Below are 14,921 nucleotides of genomic sequence, written 5' to 3' on the forward strand. Positions count from 1 at the left end.
CCGGACACCCCACCCCCGTCGTGGCGCTCGAATGTCGGTGCACCCGGATCTTGTGTACCCGGTATCGGCCGATCACCGCCGCAGACGCGATCCGGCAGGAACCGCCGGCCCGGCCGGTCGATCCGCCGGAAGCTCGCCGAGCGCGAATCGCGACCCGGGCGCACGGCGGGGACGTCCGCGGCCGGCTCGCCGCGTGTCGTCGCGCCGGCCCGGTGGAGCGGACTTCTATCCTGTGCTCGGCGGCGCGACGTACTCCCGACGTCACCGCCGTGTCGATCGAAAGAGCGGGTGGGCAGGCGACGATCAGGCGATACGGCACGAAAGGCGGAAGATATGCAGGCGACCGCGACACATATCGTGGCGGGTATCGACGGTTCGGAGACCTCGCTGGCGGCCGCCCGGTGGGCCACCGTATTCGCCCGCGAACTGGGCCTGCCCCTCCAGTTGGTGCACTCCGCACCCGCGCCGGGCCCGATGCCCGATATCGCGCTCACTCCCGCCGAGCTCGCCGAGCGGCATCGCGCCTACCGCGCCGAACTGCTGTCCACAGCCGAAACCGCACTGCGCGAATACGCACCCGGTGTCGAGCTGACGACGGTCGCGAAAACCGAGGCCCCCGCGACAGGGCTCCTCGAGGCGGCCGAGGGAGCAGCCCTGATCGTGCTGGGTGCCACCGGCGCCGGATCGGTGGAACGATGGCTGCTGGGCTCGACAGCCCTGCGGGTGGCCAACCATGCCCGGTGCCCCGTCGCCGTCTGGCGCGGCGACACCGCGGACCCCGCACCCGACGACCGGCCGATCGTGGTGGGGGCCGACGGGAGTCCGCTGTCCGCCGCGGCGACCCGGCTCGCCTTCGAATGGGCGCGCTTGCTCTCCGTTCCGGTCACGGCCGTACGGGTGTGGTCGGACAGTACCGCGGTCGGGGATTCGGTCCCCACGGCGCTGGCGCTCATGGGCCCGACGGCTATGGTCGTCGACTGGGAGGCGATCGCGCGCGCCGAAGCGGACACCCTGTCGAAGATCATCGCGCCGTACCGGAAGGAATTTCCGGACGTGGCGGTCGAGGAGAAGTCACGCCGCGGATCGGCGGCGCGTGAACTGCTGCGCGCGCTCGACGACGCGCAACTGGCGATCGTCGGCAGCAAGGGCTGGGGACGGCTCCGTGGCGCGCTGATGGGATCCACCGGCCAGAATCTGCTCCACCGCGCCGATCGCCCCATCGTCGTCCACCGCGACCCCGAAGCCTGAGAACCGTTCGCGCACATACACCCCGCGCCGACGGGGCCCGGGCCGCGTCACGCACCGATCGCACCGGGTGCATCGGCGTCCGGATCATATACATGAGATGAGCAGCGCCGGAACAGAGTTCGCGCGGTGGAGCCGACCGGGCGGGCGAGGACCGGTGCCGCGTCCGATACGCTCGGGCCGGTTGTGGCGTCTCGCTGATATGGGGTGTACCGGATGGACTCGTCCGCGGTCGCGGCGGCGGCCGGTGTCGCGACGGCGCTCATCGCGCTCGTCGCCGCCGCGCTGGTGGTCTGGCAGGTCTTCGAGATGCGGAAGACGAGTTATGCCAGTGCTTTCAAGGCCGTCTACGACATGCTGCAGGCCGAATCGCTGCGCCAGGACCGCCGCTTCGTCATACGGGAGCTGCGAACACGAGAGTTCGCGGCGTGGACCGACGAGGAGATCCAACGCGCCGAAAGGGTCTGCCACAGCTACGACTGCGTCGGCATCATGTGCCGCAGCGGATTCATCCCGGCCGATGTCGTCGCGGACTCCTGGGGCGATTCCCTCCGGACGTGCTGGAATGTCCTGGAACCCTTGATCGCAAAGTACCGGGTGGACCGGAACGCACCCGAACTGTGGGACGACTTCCAGTGGCCGGCACGCCGAGCGGTCGAGATCAGGCGACCGGTACGCACCTGACCGCCGGTGGTTTCCGGCGGCCGGGCGCGGGTACTCGATGAATGTGTCCACGCATCACGGAATGACGACCGCGCCGAGCAGCGGCGACGGTTCGTCGGCCCAGCGGTGCCCGGTCTCACGTGGAGTCACACCTTGATCGGCCCAGGCAGCCAGCAGCAGCGCGACCTTGCTGTGCATGATGGTGCGCAGACGATCGAACGAGTTCTGCGGAGTGTCGTCCACCTCGCCGAGCAGCAGCCACCACGCCCAGGCCACCGCCCCGGCGTTCGCCACGAAGTCCGGCAGGACCGCGACACCGCGCGCCGCGAGCATCGCCTCGGCTTCCGGTGTGGTCGCGGCGTTCGCCGCCTCGACGATCACCCGCGCCCGGACATCGAAGGAATTATCGGGCGTGATCGCGTACGAGATCGCCGCCGGAACCAGGATATCCACCTCGGCGGACAGGATCGCGGCGCGCGGCAGTTGCTCGATACCCGCGGGCAGCCGGGAGCGATCGATCTCGCCGTAGCCGTCACGCAGGTCGAGCAGCGCGGGGATATCGAGACCCTCGGCGCAGTACAGGGTCCCGGCGGCATCGGCGACGGTGGTGACCTTCATCCCGGCCTCGTACAAGTAGTAGGCGGCCGACCCACCCATGGTGCCGACGCCCTGGATGGCGACGGTGGTGTCGGCGGGCACCCGGCCCCACCAGACCGCGGCGGCCAGACAGGCGTGGGCCACACCGTAACCGCCGATCACATCACCGAGCAGGAATCCGCCCTCGACGGCCGCGTTCAATCCGCGACGCACCCGGTCCAGGGTCGCGACCGGATCGTCGGCGCGCCGGATCGCGGCGTGATAGCTCTGGCCCAGGCCGAGCTTTTCGAAGACCTCGTCGATCAGGTGCTGCGGCACGCCCAGATCCTCGGCGGTCACCCAGTGCGAATCGATCCAGGGGCGCATGGCCTCGTAGAACCGCTCCAGCACCTCGACGGCACGCGGATCCTTGGGGTCGAAATCGATCCCGCCCTTGGCGCCGCCGATCGGCAGGTCGAAGGTCGCGGTCTTGTTGGCCATACCGCGCGCCAGATCCTCGACCTCGGTCACCGTGCACCCGGCCCGCATCCGGGTACCGCCGGTGGCCAGGCCACCGCGCAGGGTGTGCACGACGAGGTATCCGACCGCGCCCGTGATCGAATCCGTCCAATGCAGGCGCATATACGGCTCGGGACGACGGACCGCGGGGGTGAGGGCCACCTCCGACGGGAAAGCCGGAACAGCGGGAACAGCCTGTGCGGTGACCTGTGCGGCGCCTGCGGCCGGGTCCTGCATCATCGTCATGGCGAACCACCTCCTCTTCGTGTTCGGGCCGGATACACCATCACCCACGGAGAATCGCCGGGTCGCGTGATCTCCTGCTCGGACCACGTCGTCCCCGGCCGATGGTTCTGTTCCGGTCAGACCAGCCTGCATTCGTACCTGTCCGCACGTCTATTTACGGTTCGTTGACGGCAGTGTTCAGCGTTGCTGCACAACGCTGGGGCGTGACGAGCCCCAGCGCATAGGCTCATTGACATGGACCTGTCGCTGGCCCGGCTACGAATGTTGCGTGAGCTGCATCGACGCGGCACGGTGACGGCGGCCGCGACCGCACTGCACTACACCGCCTCGGCGGTCTCCCAGCAGCTCGCGCAACTGGAACGCGATGTGGGCACGCGCCTGTTCGAACGGCGGGGACGCCGGCTGCAGCTCACCGATCTCGGGGTACTGCTGGCCGAGCACGCCGAGGAGATACTGGCATCGGTCGAGCGTGCGACGCAGGCGCTCGAAGATGCCGGCGAAACAGTGACCGCGAAACTCACCGCCGGTGTCTGGGCCTCGGTGGCGTCCGGTCTGCTGCCCGACGCGCTCACCGCGCTCGCGCGCACCCACCCCGAAATCTCGGTCCGCACTCGGGAGCTCGCACCGGAATCGACCGCCGCGGCGGTGCGCGACGGCGCACTCGATTTCTCTTTTGTGCTCGACTACTCGAACTACCCGATGACCTGGGACAGCGGTCTGGAGCGCGCAGTGATCGCGGTCGAACGCATCTATGCCGCGGTCCCGCCCGGGGCGGTCCCGGCGGCCAGTGTGACCCTGGCCGAACTGGCCGACCACCCCTGGATCCTCGCACCCGCCCGGTCGCATTTCGGCCATGCCACCCGGCTGGCATTCCAATCGGTCGGGATCGCGCCCCGGATCGACCACGAGGTCGAGGAGCAGGCGACCGCGATGGCGATGGTGGCGTCCGGCCTCGGCGTCACACTGGTCTCCGATCTCGGCCTGGCACTGCGTCCGCCCGGGGTGGATATCGTCGCGCTCGGCGATGTGCTCACCCGCACCGTCTCGCTGGCATACCGCACCAATACGGCGCGGCGGGCAGCGCTACTGCTGGTCGTGGACGCGATCCGGACCACCGCGGCGGAGAAGGGCCTGGGCGCCGACACCGTGCCGTCCACCACCGACAGCGCGGGATCCGTTGCGCCCCGGGCCGGCACGTTCGACCCGGCCGCCAAGAGCACGGACCTCGGCTGATCCCGGCGGGTACCCGAACCGACGCGCCCGGCCCCGTTCCGGCCCGTTCCCGCGAGCTCGCGGAGTACGCTCGCACGCGTCGGCGTGGCGGTGGCACCTGGAGGTCGGCGATGGACGTTCTACTCGCAATCGGGACGCGCAAGGGCCTGTTCCTGGCGCGCAGCAGAGACGGCCGCTCGAGCTGGGAGGTGGATCCGCCCCGGTTCGCGGTGGCGGATGTGAAGGCCGTGGCGATCGATACCCGCCGGGCATACCCACGGGTACTGGCCGGCGTGCTCGACAGCCATTTCGGGCCGACCCTGGTGACCAGCGACGACCTCGGCGAGACGTGGAGCGAACCGGACGACGCACCGCTGGCCTTCCCCGCCGATACCGAGGCGGCGTTACAGGGCGTATGGCAGATCGCGCCCGCGACCGCGGCCGAACCGGATGTGGTGTACGCGGGGGCCGAACCGTCCGCGCTGTTCCGCTCCACCGACGGCGGCCGGACGTTCGAGCTGGTCAGAGGGCTGTGGGATCATCCACACCGCACCGAGTGGATGCCGGGCGGCGGTGGGCTCGCATTACATACGGTGATTCCGCATCCGGTGGACTCCCAGCGGATAGCCGTCGCCATATCCACCGGCGGTGTCTATCAGACGGCCGACGGCGGAGCGTCCTGGAAGCCGACGAACAAGGGCGTCACGGCCGATTTCCTGCCGGGTGAGCTGCCGGAGTGGGGACAGTGTGTGCACAAGGTCGCCATGGACGCGGGTACGCCGAGCACGATGTATCTGCAGAACCACGGTGGCGTGTTCCGGACCACCGACGACGGTGCGAGCTGGCAATCCATCGACGGCGGGTTACCGGCGTCGAACTTCGGTTTCCCGATTGTCGCGCATCCGCGCCGCCCCGGAGTGATCTATACGTTTCCGCTGGTCGCGGAGATGGAACGGTTCCGTTTCCCGCCGGCGGCCGAATGCGCGGTCTACCGCAGTACCGATGCCGGTGCGACCTGGTCCGCGCAGACCGAGGGGCTGCCGCGGGTGCCGTTCTGGGCGGCGGTGATGCGCGATGCCATGTGCGCCGACGACGCCGACCCGACGGGAATCTATTTCGGCACCCGCAACGGTGAGGTCTACTGCAGCGCCGACGAGGGCGAACACTGGCAGCTCGTGGTCGACAAACTGCCGGATGTGCTGTGCGTGCGCGCCCGGATCCTCGGCTGACGCCGTGGCGCGTGTACGCCTGCCGTCCGCGCTGCGGACCTATATCGGCGGGGAGAAGGAACTCGATATCGACGGTGCGACCCTGTGCGAGGTTCTCGATGTCCTGCGCGAGCGGTCGCCCGCGCTGGAGCGCCGGCTGCGCGACGAGAGCGGCGCGCTACGCCGATATGTGAACTTCTACGTCGACGGCGACGAATGCCGGACCCTGCGGGGCCCGGACACACCGCTCGGCGGCGGGACCGAGGTCATGATCATTCCGTCGGTCGCCGGCGGGTGAGGCAGTGGGTCCCCGAATGTCCGCAGCGGCTGTTATCCGCCCGCAGCACGCTCCGCCTCCACGCGGAGGTTGCGGAATTCGGCGGCCAGCGCGTCCAGCGTGTAGTGGGCGTTGAGACCACTGGGGTTGGGCAGCACCCAGACCTCGGTGGCGCCCAGCGCCTCGGGCTGTCGTCCGACGGTAGTGCGCGGCCGTCCGAAGGCCGTCCGGTAGGCACCCAGGCCCAGGACCGCGAGGACGCGCGGCCGATACCGGGTCACCCGTTCGACGAGAGCCCGGCCGCCCTCGCGCAGTTCCTCCTTGGTCAGCTCGTCCGCTTTCGCGGTCGTGCGGGGTACGACATTCGTGATCCCCAGGCCCAGGGCCGGTAGGTCGTCCTGTTCGTCCGGCCGGAACAGGCGCGGGGTGAATCCCGAGCGGAAGAGAGCCGGCCAGAAGCGATTTCCGGGCCGGGCGAAATGATGCCCGGTCGCACCGGACCACAAGCCGGGGTTGATCCCGCAGAACAGCACACGCAGATCCGGTGCCAGCACATCGGGGATGGTCTTTCCGGCCGCGGCCGCCAGATCGGCCGGTGTGGGGCGGTACGCAGCGGGACTCACCATCCGCCCAGTCTGCCAGCGGGCGGAAACGGTGCCGGGGTGCACCCCGCGGCCCGGACCACGCACAGCCGGGTCCGCGACCTCCTCCCTATCGGGCAGCGCTATCGGTACCCGCGCTTCAGCAGATAAGTGGCCCCGGCCGCGAATCCTTCGGCGCTCGGTACGTCGAATCCGAACGCGTCGGCGAGCCGGTCGGTGGTATCGAACGCGGCACATACCGCGAGGGCATCCTCGATCTGTGCGGGCGAGACACCCGAGGACAGTACTTCCCGCATATCAGCGGCGGATACCGCTTCGTCCCGGGTGAGCTTGCCGAGCATGCGCAGCGTGGCCCGGAGCCCCTCGTCGAGTGGCGCCGATTCCGGATCGGTCAGCGCGGCACGAACCTTGGTCTCGTCCCCGTACGCGCGCCCTGCGGTCGCGGTATGCGCGCCGATACAGAAGGCCGCCCCGTTCACCTGCGATACGAATGCCGCCATCAGCTCACGGTCTGCTACCGACCAGGCGGAAGGCCCCCGCATCGCCTGATGGGTGAACTCCTTCGCCGCGGCACCGTAGAAATCCGGCCGGTAGCAGACCAGTTTGGCGGCATCGGGTGGTGGATGCCCGGAGAACAACCGGATGAGCGCGAACAGCAGCTTGGTCGTGGGCCGGTAACCGTGGTTCAGCACATCGGGTCGCATCACCGCACCCCGCCGTCCGCGGTGGCTTCGGCCAGGGCGGCCAGCCCCGCCTCGTACAGGCGGGCCGACCGGCCGACCGCCGCGCATATCACCAGTTCGAAGACCTGGTCGTCACTGAATCCCGCCGCCGTCGCCGCAGCGAAATCCGCATCGGTGAGCTGCGCCGGCGCGCTGCGGACCTTACCGGTCAGTTCGGCCGGCTCCGCCGGGAGCTCGGTACCGTCGAACGCGCGGACCCGCTGTTCGGGCGACGCCCTGCCCTCGCCCGTCAGGACACTGTCCACCAGTGCGCGATGCGCTGCTCGCTTATCGTCGCGCTCCGTCACGGTGCTCTCCGCTCCTTCCGGTCCGGCCGACCCTATACAACCACGCCGGTCCGCCCCCCGGTCGCGATCCGCGCCGGATCTCGAACACGTTCGTGACCCCGGCCGGTCCGCCCCCGCTCCGGCCGGAGGCTTCCGGAACGCCGAACCGGTGCGATCACAGGGCGAGCTCGGAGAACTCCGCGAGGGCGCCGTCGATCGGGTGTGGTTGTGGCCGGCCCGCGGCGTCGAGCCTGTTCCAGCGCTGCATGTTCACCGCGATCGTCAGCTGCCGCCCACCGTCCGCGCGGGTCATCGATATCGCCCCGCCGCCCCAGACCGAACCGTCGTGACCCCAGTACACACCCTTCCCGGGTATCTCGGTCCGGTGCAGCCCCAGACCGTATTCGATCGTCCTGCCCTCGAAGGAGATGACCGGACCGGTGCGTTGCATCTGTGCCAAGGCGGACCGGCCGACGATCTCACCGGCGAGCAACCGGCCGAAGAAACGGTTGAGGTCGGCGACCGTGGAAATCAGCGAGGCCGCCGGTCCCACCCACGACATATCGAAAACGCTGAAGTCGCGTGGCGGATCGATCATGCCGAACCACGATTCGTAGATCTGCGAGTGCGGACCGTCGATATATGGACTGGTCGGCAGTTCGGTATCCCGCAGTCCGGCGCGCTCGATGACATCGCGGGTGATGCACTTCTCCGCGCTGGTGCCGGTCACCAGTTCAAGGAGCCGGCAGAGCAGCAGGTAGTTGGTGTTCGAATAGATGCCCGGGGTGCCGCCGGGCGCGCCCACCGGCGGTGCCGCCACCCCCATCGCGATCAAATCGCGGGGGTCGAACCGGGTGAACCGGTTGTCGTCCAGACTGTCCGGTGTCGTCTCGGCGACGACCGGGAACTTCGCCAGGGACGGGTAGGCGACCGGAAGGTATTCGGCGAGGCCGCTGGTGTGGCCGATCAGCATCCGGACCGTGATCGCGGTACCGCGCTCACCGGGGACCAGCTCCGGCAGATAATGGCCGATCGGTGTGTCGAGGCCGATCTGCCCGCTCTCCACCTGCTGCAGGACGGCGGCGGCGGTGAAGGTTTTGGTGATACTGCCGACCCGGTACCGCATATCGGCGGAGACCGGACGTCCGGTCGCAGTATCGGCGACTCCGGCGGTGCCGCGCCAGACCTGGTCGCCGTCGCGCACCTCGGCGACCACGCCGGGCATTCCCGCGCGATGGATGTTCTCCAGGGCGGTCTGCAACCGCTCGGTATCGAGTGAATTCGTCACGACAGGTGTCCTCTCGTACTCCGGCTGGGTGACGGTCGCGCCGGTGCCCGGGCACCGGGAGAATCCGACCGGCCATCACTGTCCACCGGGCGAGCCCACCCTGTATCGGAAGAATGTTCCCGACCGCCGGATCCGGTCACGGTTCGCCCGGCGACACCGGACAGGCGGGCCGACCGGTTGCCCTGCCGCCGGCCCAGGCGCGATCATCGATGGGGATCACGCTCGACGGCACCGGCCCGTCCGCGACGCCGGCGCCCTCGACAACCGGTAGTTCTCGACCACGAGAGGATCGTGTCCCATGCCTTCCCGCAGTAAGGCGACCAGTACCGGCCGGGCGGCTCCCACCTTCGCCGCCCCGGCGGATCCGGCCGACCCGCCCGCCGCACCAGCGGCAACTCTCGAGCTGCCCTACCTCAGCGCCCGGGTGGCGATCCCGGGCCCGGGAATCAGCGTCAAGGCCGGGCCGTTCGAGTTCGCGCTGCCGACGCGCTATCTGTACTACGGCGGGCTGGGCGCGCTCACCGTCGCCGGTGCGGTCGAATTACCCATCGCCGGCGCCTTGGCGGCGGCGGGGCTGATCGTCGATCGACTACGCAAACCGTCGGGTGCCGAACCCGCGGCCTCGACCGCCGGCGCACAGTCGCAGTAATCAGTGCGAACCGGGTACACCGGACGCGCGGCCCGGACGCCGGTACCGGTCACAGCAGTCCCAGGAGTTCGAGGTCGGTCGCGTACTTGACGATGACCTCCGGCGTCACATGCGGAATATCGTCGACCGGACCGATCCCCGCGTCCCGCACCGCCGTCCGGAACCGTTCGGTCGGCGCGATCGAGCCGTGGACCACCTGTTGCGGTTTCCGGTAATTGTCCAGCAGCGGTAGCAGCGAATACCGGCGCTGCCGGTCCGGCAGCGCACGCACGGCCGTCTCGAATCGCTGCAACCAGGTGTCGTAACCGGATATCCGCTCGATAGGGCTGCCGGCCTCGATCAACCAGTCGACGTAGGTGTCCAGCGAGATCCCGTCGTCGTACGGATTCATCACGTGGTAGGTCCGGAATCCGCTTCCCGCCCGCGCACCGAGCGCGGCCACCGCTTCGGCGATGAATCCGACCGGGAGCCCGTCGTAGTGGGCCCGCTGCCGATGGCCGTCGGAATCGAGTTCGTAGAAGGAGCCGGGCGCCGTGCCGGTGGCCTCCAGGCTCAGCATCAGCCGGGTGAACATATCCGGAAGGTTGAGCTGCCCCGCGTACTCGGTATCGGCCAGGATCATATCGCAGCGGAAGACCGCGACCGGCAGTCCGCACAGCTCGGCAGTCTCCCGGAGCAGCACCTCCCCCGCCCATTTGCTGTTCGAGTACCCGTTCGCGTAACCACCGTCGACCGAACGCTCCGGGCTGATCACCCGGATATCGGCGTCCTCGGTGAACGCGGCGGGTTCGATCTGGTCGCTCACACCGATGGTCGAGATATAGGTGTAGGGCTTCTGCTTCGTCGTCAGTGCGAGGCGGATCAGTTCGGCGGTACCCGCGACATTGGGACCGAACAACTCGCGGTAGGGCAGGACGTGATTGACCAGTGCCGCCGGATCCACGATCGCGTCGACCGTATCCGCCAGTCGCCGCCAGGTGGTGTGGTCCAGCCCGAGGCCGGCCTCGCTCTTGTCACCGGCGACGACCTCGAGATGCCCGGCGGCCGTTTCCCGGTAGTGGGCGGCCAGTTTCGGATCACCCGTATCGAAGATGTCGTCCAGTCGCGCCCGCGCCGCCGCATCGTCCCGGGCGCGCACCAGGCAGATCAGCGTGCCGTCGGTGCGGGCCAGGCGTTCCAGCCATTCGAGCGCCAGGTACCGGCCCAGGAATCCGGTGGCGCCGGTCAGCAGCACGGTCCGCGGTGGTGTACCGGCCTCCGGGAGGTCCGGGGCGGCCGCCACGATGCCGGGGTCGAGGAATTCACCGAGCGTCAGATCACGCGCGCGCACCGTGGTGGCCCCGGCCCCGTGTACCGCGGCGAAATCCGGTCGCCGGACACCGCCGCGCTGTTCTTCGAGGTAGCCGGCGAGGGCCCGGAGATCGGTGGCCGGGCCGATGATGAACCCCACCGGCACGTCGATATCGAAGATCTCCCGCAACAACTGCGCGAAGGTCAGCGCCGACAACGAATCGCCGCCCAGATCGGTGAAATGCGCGTCCGCACGCAGATCATCGGTCGCCACACCCAATAGCGCGCCCGCCGCACGGACGACGGTCTCCAACACCGGCCGGTCCGCACCGCGGTGCAGCGCGCGCAACTCCTCGGCCTCGGCCTCGGCCAGTTCGGTGTACAACTGCTCCAGGCGGGCACCGTATCGCTGCACCAGATTCGGCCGGGCGAGTTTGCGGATCCCGGTGAGCAGGCCGTTCTCCGGCGTGAACGGTTCGGTCTCGACGAGGAAGTCGCGCGGGATCTCGTAGGACTGCAGACCGGCCGATTTCGCGACCTCCTGCAGCGACCGGACGAGCAGTGACTTCAACGCTTCGATATCGCCGCCGGTTCGCTCCTGCGCGGCCACGGTGGGCACCACGACCGCCAGCGGATAGGACCGGGTGCTGTTGCCGTAGACATAGATCTGCCGGACCAGTGGACTCTCGGCGAACGCCGCCTCCACTTTCGAGACCGTCACGAATTCGCCCTGGGACAGTTTCAGCACGAAGCTGCGCCGATCCAGGTAGACGAGTTGGTCGGGGCCGACCTCGGCGAAGATATCTCCGGTGTGGTACCAGCCGTCGGCGTCGAACACTTCGGCCGTCACATCCGGGCGGAGATAATAGCCCGGGATCAACGCCTCGGAGCGGAGCACCAGCTCCCCGCGCGGATACGGCCGGTCGGTGTGGAAATAGCCGAGATCCTCGACATCGTCGAGCCGGTAGTCGAGCACCGGTGGCCGGCGGACCAGGCCGTCGACGGCGATACTCCCGGCCTCGGTGGACCCGTAGCCGTCGACCAGATGTATATCGAGGAACGATTCCACCCAGTTCCGCAGCTCCGGCGAGATCGGCGCCGAACCTGTAGTGGCGGCGAGGAACCGCCCACCCAGCAGGTTCCGGCGCAGGTCCACGGTCACCGTCTCCTCGGCCGCGGCCGGGTCGGTACCGGCCGCGATCCGGCGTTGCACCTCGCCGCGGAACCGCTGGAACAGCATCTCCCAGATCCGGGGGACGAACGCGAGCTGGGTGGGCCGGACCAGGGCCAGATCGTCCAGCAGGGTCGACAGATCGCTGCGGGCGGCGAAGCAGACAGTGCCACCGCGAGCCAGCGCGGTGTAGAGGATCGCCCGCCCCATGATGTGACTCATCGGCATGAAGCCGAGCGCGATGGCCGGGTCGCCGCCACGCTGGCCCCACCGCTCACTGGTCGAGGCCCGCCATTGATCGGCCACCAGTCGCTCGGTGATCATCGCGCCCTTGGGTGCTCCGGTGCTGCCGGAGGTGTAGACGAGCAGCGCGAGCGGATCCGATTCGGCGGCGGGTGGTACGCGCACCGGTGGTAGGGCGGCCCCACGCAGCATCACATCGGCCAGACTCTCCACGGTCACCGGGCCGGCCGGACGCGCTGCGGCGGCTTCGAAGGCCGCGCGCTGGTCGTCGTCCCGGGGGTGATAGTCGAATACGACGAGGCGCACCGGACCGGCGGTATCCGCCAGTTCGACGGCCGCGGCGAGGTTGTCGATACTCGTCGCGATCACGGTCGGCCGGGTTTCGGCCACGATCGGGCGCAGCTGCGCGACCGTCGCGCTGGTCTGCAACGGCACGGCGACCGCGGCCAGCCGCGTCAGCGCCATATCGACCAGGGCGTAGTCGACGCTCGCGAATCCCAGGACACAGACACGATCCCCCGGGCGCACCGGGTCGCCGGCGAGCGCCGCGGCTATCGCACCGGCACGATCCCAGGTCTCACGGTAGGTGAGAGTGTCGAAACGTGGTCGCAGTTCCGCCGTGGTGCGGCCGGTACGGGGGTCGGTGACGAACTCGACCGCGCGCTGCCCGATCGCGGGACGCCGCGCGTACCCGTCCATCACGACCTGGGCGACCTCGAACGGCCGCGGACCCGGTTTCTCGGCCCGCGCCGAGATCTCCGGGTCGGGCCGGGCAGCGGCGAACTGCCGGTCGGTGCGATACAACTGCGCGATGCGTTGTTCGAGCCGGGACTCCCGCGTATCGGACATCGGACTCTCACCTTCGAAACTCGTAATTCGAAACTCGCAGGTGGCACTCTCGAGTGTCATATGACACTCTCAAGTGTCGGAGCGGCACTGTGGCGCGTCAAGCAGAGATCGAGGGAACGTGACCGGTACCACTGACCAGCGCGGTTCCACTCGATCGGGCAGGGCACAGGGCACCACCGACGCGATCGTCGACGCCGCGCAGCGCGCACTACGAGAGCACGGCCTGGACGTCACCGTCGCCGAGATCGCGACGCACGCCGGAGTCGGCCGTCGCACCGTGTTCCGGCACTTCACCACCAGGGAAGACCTGATCCGGGCCGCCATCGCGGCGGGTTTCGCCGACTTCACCGGTGCCCTACCCCGCTACGACGGGACCGACTGGCAACGCTGGCTGGCCGAACTGGCCCGCCGGGTACACCGCGGGTCCGCCGAAGCCGGACGGATCATCTGGCATCTGCGTACTCGCCGGCTACCTCCCGGCCTGGCCGCGGCACACGACGAGCAACTGCGGGCACTGCACGAATTGTTCACCACCATCACCGGCGCGGCCTGGGCAGCGGCGGGCGGCGTGGGATCCGCACCGGAGCAGCTGCGCCGGACCGTCGCCGCCCATCTGAGCCCGCTGTTCACCCAGGCCGTACTACTCGATGCCGAGGGCACCCCGGAATTCGCCGCCGATATCGCCACCACCGCCATCGTCGCGACACTGAATCGGCTACTCGACGTCCGGTGATCGGCTCCCGCCGAGATCGGGTGGCCGATTCTGCGCAGTATGCGCAGAGCGGTTCGGTAGGCGGTCCGCTACCGCCAGCGTGTCCTTGACCATCGCCAGTGCCGCACCGAGCGGGCTCGATCGGCCACCGGAGATCGTGATGTCACCCGCGTCGCCGCACCGGAACTGCACAGCTTTCTCCGGCCCGGTCAACGATCCGAAAGGCATTGCGGTGCGGGGTATCTCCCGCAGATCGACAACCACGCCGCCGGGATCGGCGGCCCGTGCCGAACCGATCTGCCGCAGCACCGCGCCACGATCGTGCGCGCCGACGGCCCGAGCCGCGGTATCCGCGGTGATCGGTTCCGTCTCGACCCGGCAGGCACCGACATCCCATTCCCAGAGGAGACCCGCCAGCAGGCGTATCTTCGTAGCGGCGTCGGCACCGGAGAGATCGGCGGTGGCGTCCGCCTCGGCGATACCTCGATCCCGCGCGAGTTCCAGCGCCGCGGCCGTCGGCATACCTTCGCCGAGGCGATCGAGGACGAAACTCGCCGTTCCGTTCACACAGCCGCATATCTCGTCGACCTCGAAACCGCGCAGCCCGGCACGGGCGAGATCACCGGCGGGCAACGCCGCACCCGTCGCCCCCGAGATACGGATATCGCGTCCGTATTCGGCTGCCGCCGAACGCAATACGGACCAGCCGGACAGCAGCGCCGATTTGGTCGCGGTCACGAGATGCGCCCCGGCGGCCAGCGCCGCGAGCCCGTCGGCGAGCGCCTCCGCCGCCCCCGCGGGATGCGACGGCACCGCCTGCGCGACAACGGCGGGCGCGGTCTCGGACAGCAGGGCTTCGATGGGGGTACGGGCCACCCACAGGTTCCGGTCGGGGGGTTCGCCACCGCCGGATATCAGAACCTGCCGCTCCCGTCCCCGCACCGCGACGATATACGGATCGACGCGGTACCGGCTACGGAACTCCGCGCGGCGCGAACGCAGCACAGCCGCGTACTCGCGCGCGACCGGCCCGTAACCGATCAGCACCACGGGTAGTGGGATCGGACTCGTCATCGAGGCAGCCTCCGGTTCCGTCGACCTCGTCCGTGGGCGCGCTGGGCCGCCCACAGCCCCCTAGTATCCGCCGTGACCACGGCGCGGC

Annotated in this window: 14 protein-coding genes; 7 read left to right on the forward strand and 7 right to left on the reverse strand. The window is 69.3% G+C overall.

Annotation, left to right across the window (positions count from 1 at the left end; translation table 11 throughout):
- Positions 1-333: 333 nt before the first annotated feature.
- Together ACWEWT_RS06830 and ACWEWT_RS06835 are read left to right on the forward strand one after the other, a co-directional pair.
- A complete protein-coding gene (locus ACWEWT_RS06830; RefSeq protein WP_452556942.1) occupies positions 334-1,248 on the forward strand; it encodes a universal stress protein in 915 nt (304 codons plus the stop codon).
- 213 nt (positions 1,249-1,461) lie between these two features.
- Entirely contained in the window at positions 1,462-1,929 is a 468-nt protein-coding gene (locus tag ACWEWT_RS06835; protein ID WP_452556944.1) for a DUF4760 domain-containing protein, read from the forward strand.
- A gap of 54 nt (positions 1,930-1,983) precedes the next feature.
- Here ACWEWT_RS06835 and ACWEWT_RS06840 read toward each other — a convergent pair whose 3' ends face one another.
- Positions 1,984-3,249 (reverse strand): Glu/Leu/Phe/Val dehydrogenase dimerization domain-containing protein, encoded by a 1,266-nt coding sequence (locus tag ACWEWT_RS06840; protein WP_452556946.1) that lies wholly within the window; start codon positions 3,247-3,249, stop codon positions 1,984-1,986.
- A gap of 234 nt (positions 3,250-3,483) precedes the next feature.
- Here ACWEWT_RS06840 and ACWEWT_RS06845 point away from each other — a divergent pair, with 234 nt between their 5' ends.
- The 3 genes from ACWEWT_RS06845 (at position 3,484) to ACWEWT_RS06855 (ending at position 5,967) form a co-directional block, all read left to right on the forward strand.
- Complete coding sequence (locus ACWEWT_RS06845) at positions 3,484-4,482, forward strand: LysR substrate-binding domain-containing protein (protein WP_452556948.1); 999 nt, start codon at positions 3,484-3,486, stop codon at positions 4,480-4,482.
- A gap of 110 nt (positions 4,483-4,592) precedes the next feature.
- On the forward strand, positions 4,593-5,690 hold the full coding sequence (locus ACWEWT_RS06850) for a WD40/YVTN/BNR-like repeat-containing protein (RefSeq protein WP_452556950.1): 1,098 nt from the start codon (positions 4,593-4,595) through the stop codon (positions 5,688-5,690).
- A gap of 4 nt (positions 5,691-5,694) precedes the next feature.
- On the forward strand, positions 5,695-5,967 hold the full coding sequence (locus ACWEWT_RS06855) for a MoaD/ThiS family protein (protein WP_452556952.1): 273 nt from the start codon (positions 5,695-5,697) through the stop codon (positions 5,965-5,967).
- Positions 5,968-5,999: 32 nt separating this feature from the next.
- On the opposite strand, the gene mug is transcribed toward ACWEWT_RS06855, so the two are convergent.
- The 4 genes from mug to ACWEWT_RS06875 all read right to left on the reverse strand — a co-directional run bounded on the left by mug (position 6,000) and on the right by ACWEWT_RS06875 (position 8,845).
- Positions 6,000-6,572, reverse strand: a complete 573-nt coding sequence (gene mug, locus ACWEWT_RS06860; protein WP_452556954.1) for a G/U mismatch-specific DNA glycosylase — start codon at positions 6,570-6,572, stop codon at positions 6,000-6,002.
- A 98-nt stretch (positions 6,573-6,670) separates the two neighbouring features.
- The gene (locus ACWEWT_RS06865) at positions 6,671-7,252 is read right to left on the reverse strand and encodes a carboxymuconolactone decarboxylase family protein (RefSeq protein ID WP_452556956.1); all 582 of its coding nucleotides are present in this window, start codon (positions 7,250-7,252) and stop codon (positions 6,671-6,673) included.
- The gene (locus ACWEWT_RS06870; protein ID WP_452556958.1) at positions 7,252-7,578 is read right to left on the reverse strand and encodes a hypothetical protein; all 327 of its coding nucleotides are present in this window, start codon (positions 7,576-7,578) and stop codon (positions 7,252-7,254) included. Before ACWEWT_RS06870 ends, ACWEWT_RS06865 begins: the two co-directional genes overlap by 1 nt.
- Positions 7,579-7,732: 154 nt before the next feature.
- Positions 7,733-8,845, reverse strand: coding sequence for a serine hydrolase domain-containing protein (locus ACWEWT_RS06875; protein WP_452556960.1), 1,113 nt, complete (start codon positions 8,843-8,845; stop codon positions 7,733-7,735).
- A 298-nt stretch (positions 8,846-9,143) separates the two neighbouring features.
- Here ACWEWT_RS06875 and ACWEWT_RS06880 point away from each other — a divergent pair, with 298 nt between their 5' ends.
- On the forward strand, positions 9,144-9,494 hold the full coding sequence (locus ACWEWT_RS06880) for a hypothetical protein (protein ID WP_452556962.1): 351 nt from the start codon (positions 9,144-9,146) through the stop codon (positions 9,492-9,494).
- A gap of 49 nt (positions 9,495-9,543) precedes the next feature.
- Here ACWEWT_RS06880 and car read toward each other — a convergent pair whose 3' ends face one another.
- On the reverse strand, positions 9,544-13,047 hold the full coding sequence (gene car, locus ACWEWT_RS06885; protein ID WP_452556964.1) for a carboxylic acid reductase: 3,504 nt from the start codon (positions 13,045-13,047) through the stop codon (positions 9,544-9,546).
- A gap of 118 nt (positions 13,048-13,165) precedes the next feature.
- On the opposite strand from car, the gene ACWEWT_RS06890 reads away from it, so the two are divergent.
- Positions 13,166-13,780: a TetR/AcrR family transcriptional regulator gene (locus ACWEWT_RS06890; protein ID WP_452556966.1), complete on the forward strand. Its 615-nt coding sequence runs from the start codon at positions 13,166-13,168 to the stop codon at positions 13,778-13,780.
- On the opposite strand, the gene ACWEWT_RS06895 is transcribed toward ACWEWT_RS06890, so the two are convergent.
- Positions 13,763-14,833: a hypothetical protein gene (locus ACWEWT_RS06895; protein ID WP_452556968.1), complete on the reverse strand. Its 1,071-nt coding sequence runs from the start codon at positions 14,831-14,833 to the stop codon at positions 13,763-13,765. The two genes, ACWEWT_RS06890 and ACWEWT_RS06895, sit on opposite strands and share 18 nt — an antisense overlap.
- Positions 14,834-14,921 lie beyond the last annotated feature (88 nt).

Source organism: Nocardia sp. NPDC003963, from assembly GCF_053605105.1.

Excerpts from the sequence above, each read along its gene's own strand:
- mug (WP_452556954.1), bottom strand. The coding sequence starts at position 6,572 with ATGGTGAGTCCCGCTGCGTACCGCCCCACACCGGCCGATCTGGCGGCC.
- ACWEWT_RS06830 (WP_452556942.1), top strand. The coding sequence starts at position 334 with ATGCAGGCGACCGCGACACATATCGTGGCGGGTATCGACGGTTCGGAG.
- car (WP_452556964.1), bottom strand. The coding sequence starts at position 13,047 with ATGTCCGATACGCGGGAGTCCCGGCTCGAACAACGCATCGCGCAGTTG.
- ACWEWT_RS06865 (WP_452556956.1), bottom strand. The coding sequence starts at position 7,252 with ATGCGACCCGATGTGCTGAACCACGGTTACCGGCCCACGACCAAGCTG.
- ACWEWT_RS06895 (WP_452556968.1), bottom strand. The coding sequence starts at position 14,833 with ATGACGAGTCCGATCCCACTACCCGTGGTGCTGATCGGTTACGGGCCG.
- ACWEWT_RS06835 (WP_452556944.1), top strand. The coding sequence starts at position 1,462 with ATGGACTCGTCCGCGGTCGCGGCGGCGGCCGGTGTCGCGACGGCGCTC.
- ACWEWT_RS06840 (WP_452556946.1), bottom strand. The coding sequence starts at position 3,249 with ATGACGATGATGCAGGACCCGGCCGCAGGCGCCGCACAGGTCACCGCA.
- ACWEWT_RS06845 (WP_452556948.1), top strand. The coding sequence starts at position 3,484 with ATGGACCTGTCGCTGGCCCGGCTACGAATGTTGCGTGAGCTGCATCGA.
- ACWEWT_RS06850 (WP_452556950.1), top strand. The coding sequence starts at position 4,593 with ATGGACGTTCTACTCGCAATCGGGACGCGCAAGGGCCTGTTCCTGGCG.
- ACWEWT_RS06880 (WP_452556962.1), top strand. The coding sequence starts at position 9,144 with ATGCCTTCCCGCAGTAAGGCGACCAGTACCGGCCGGGCGGCTCCCACC.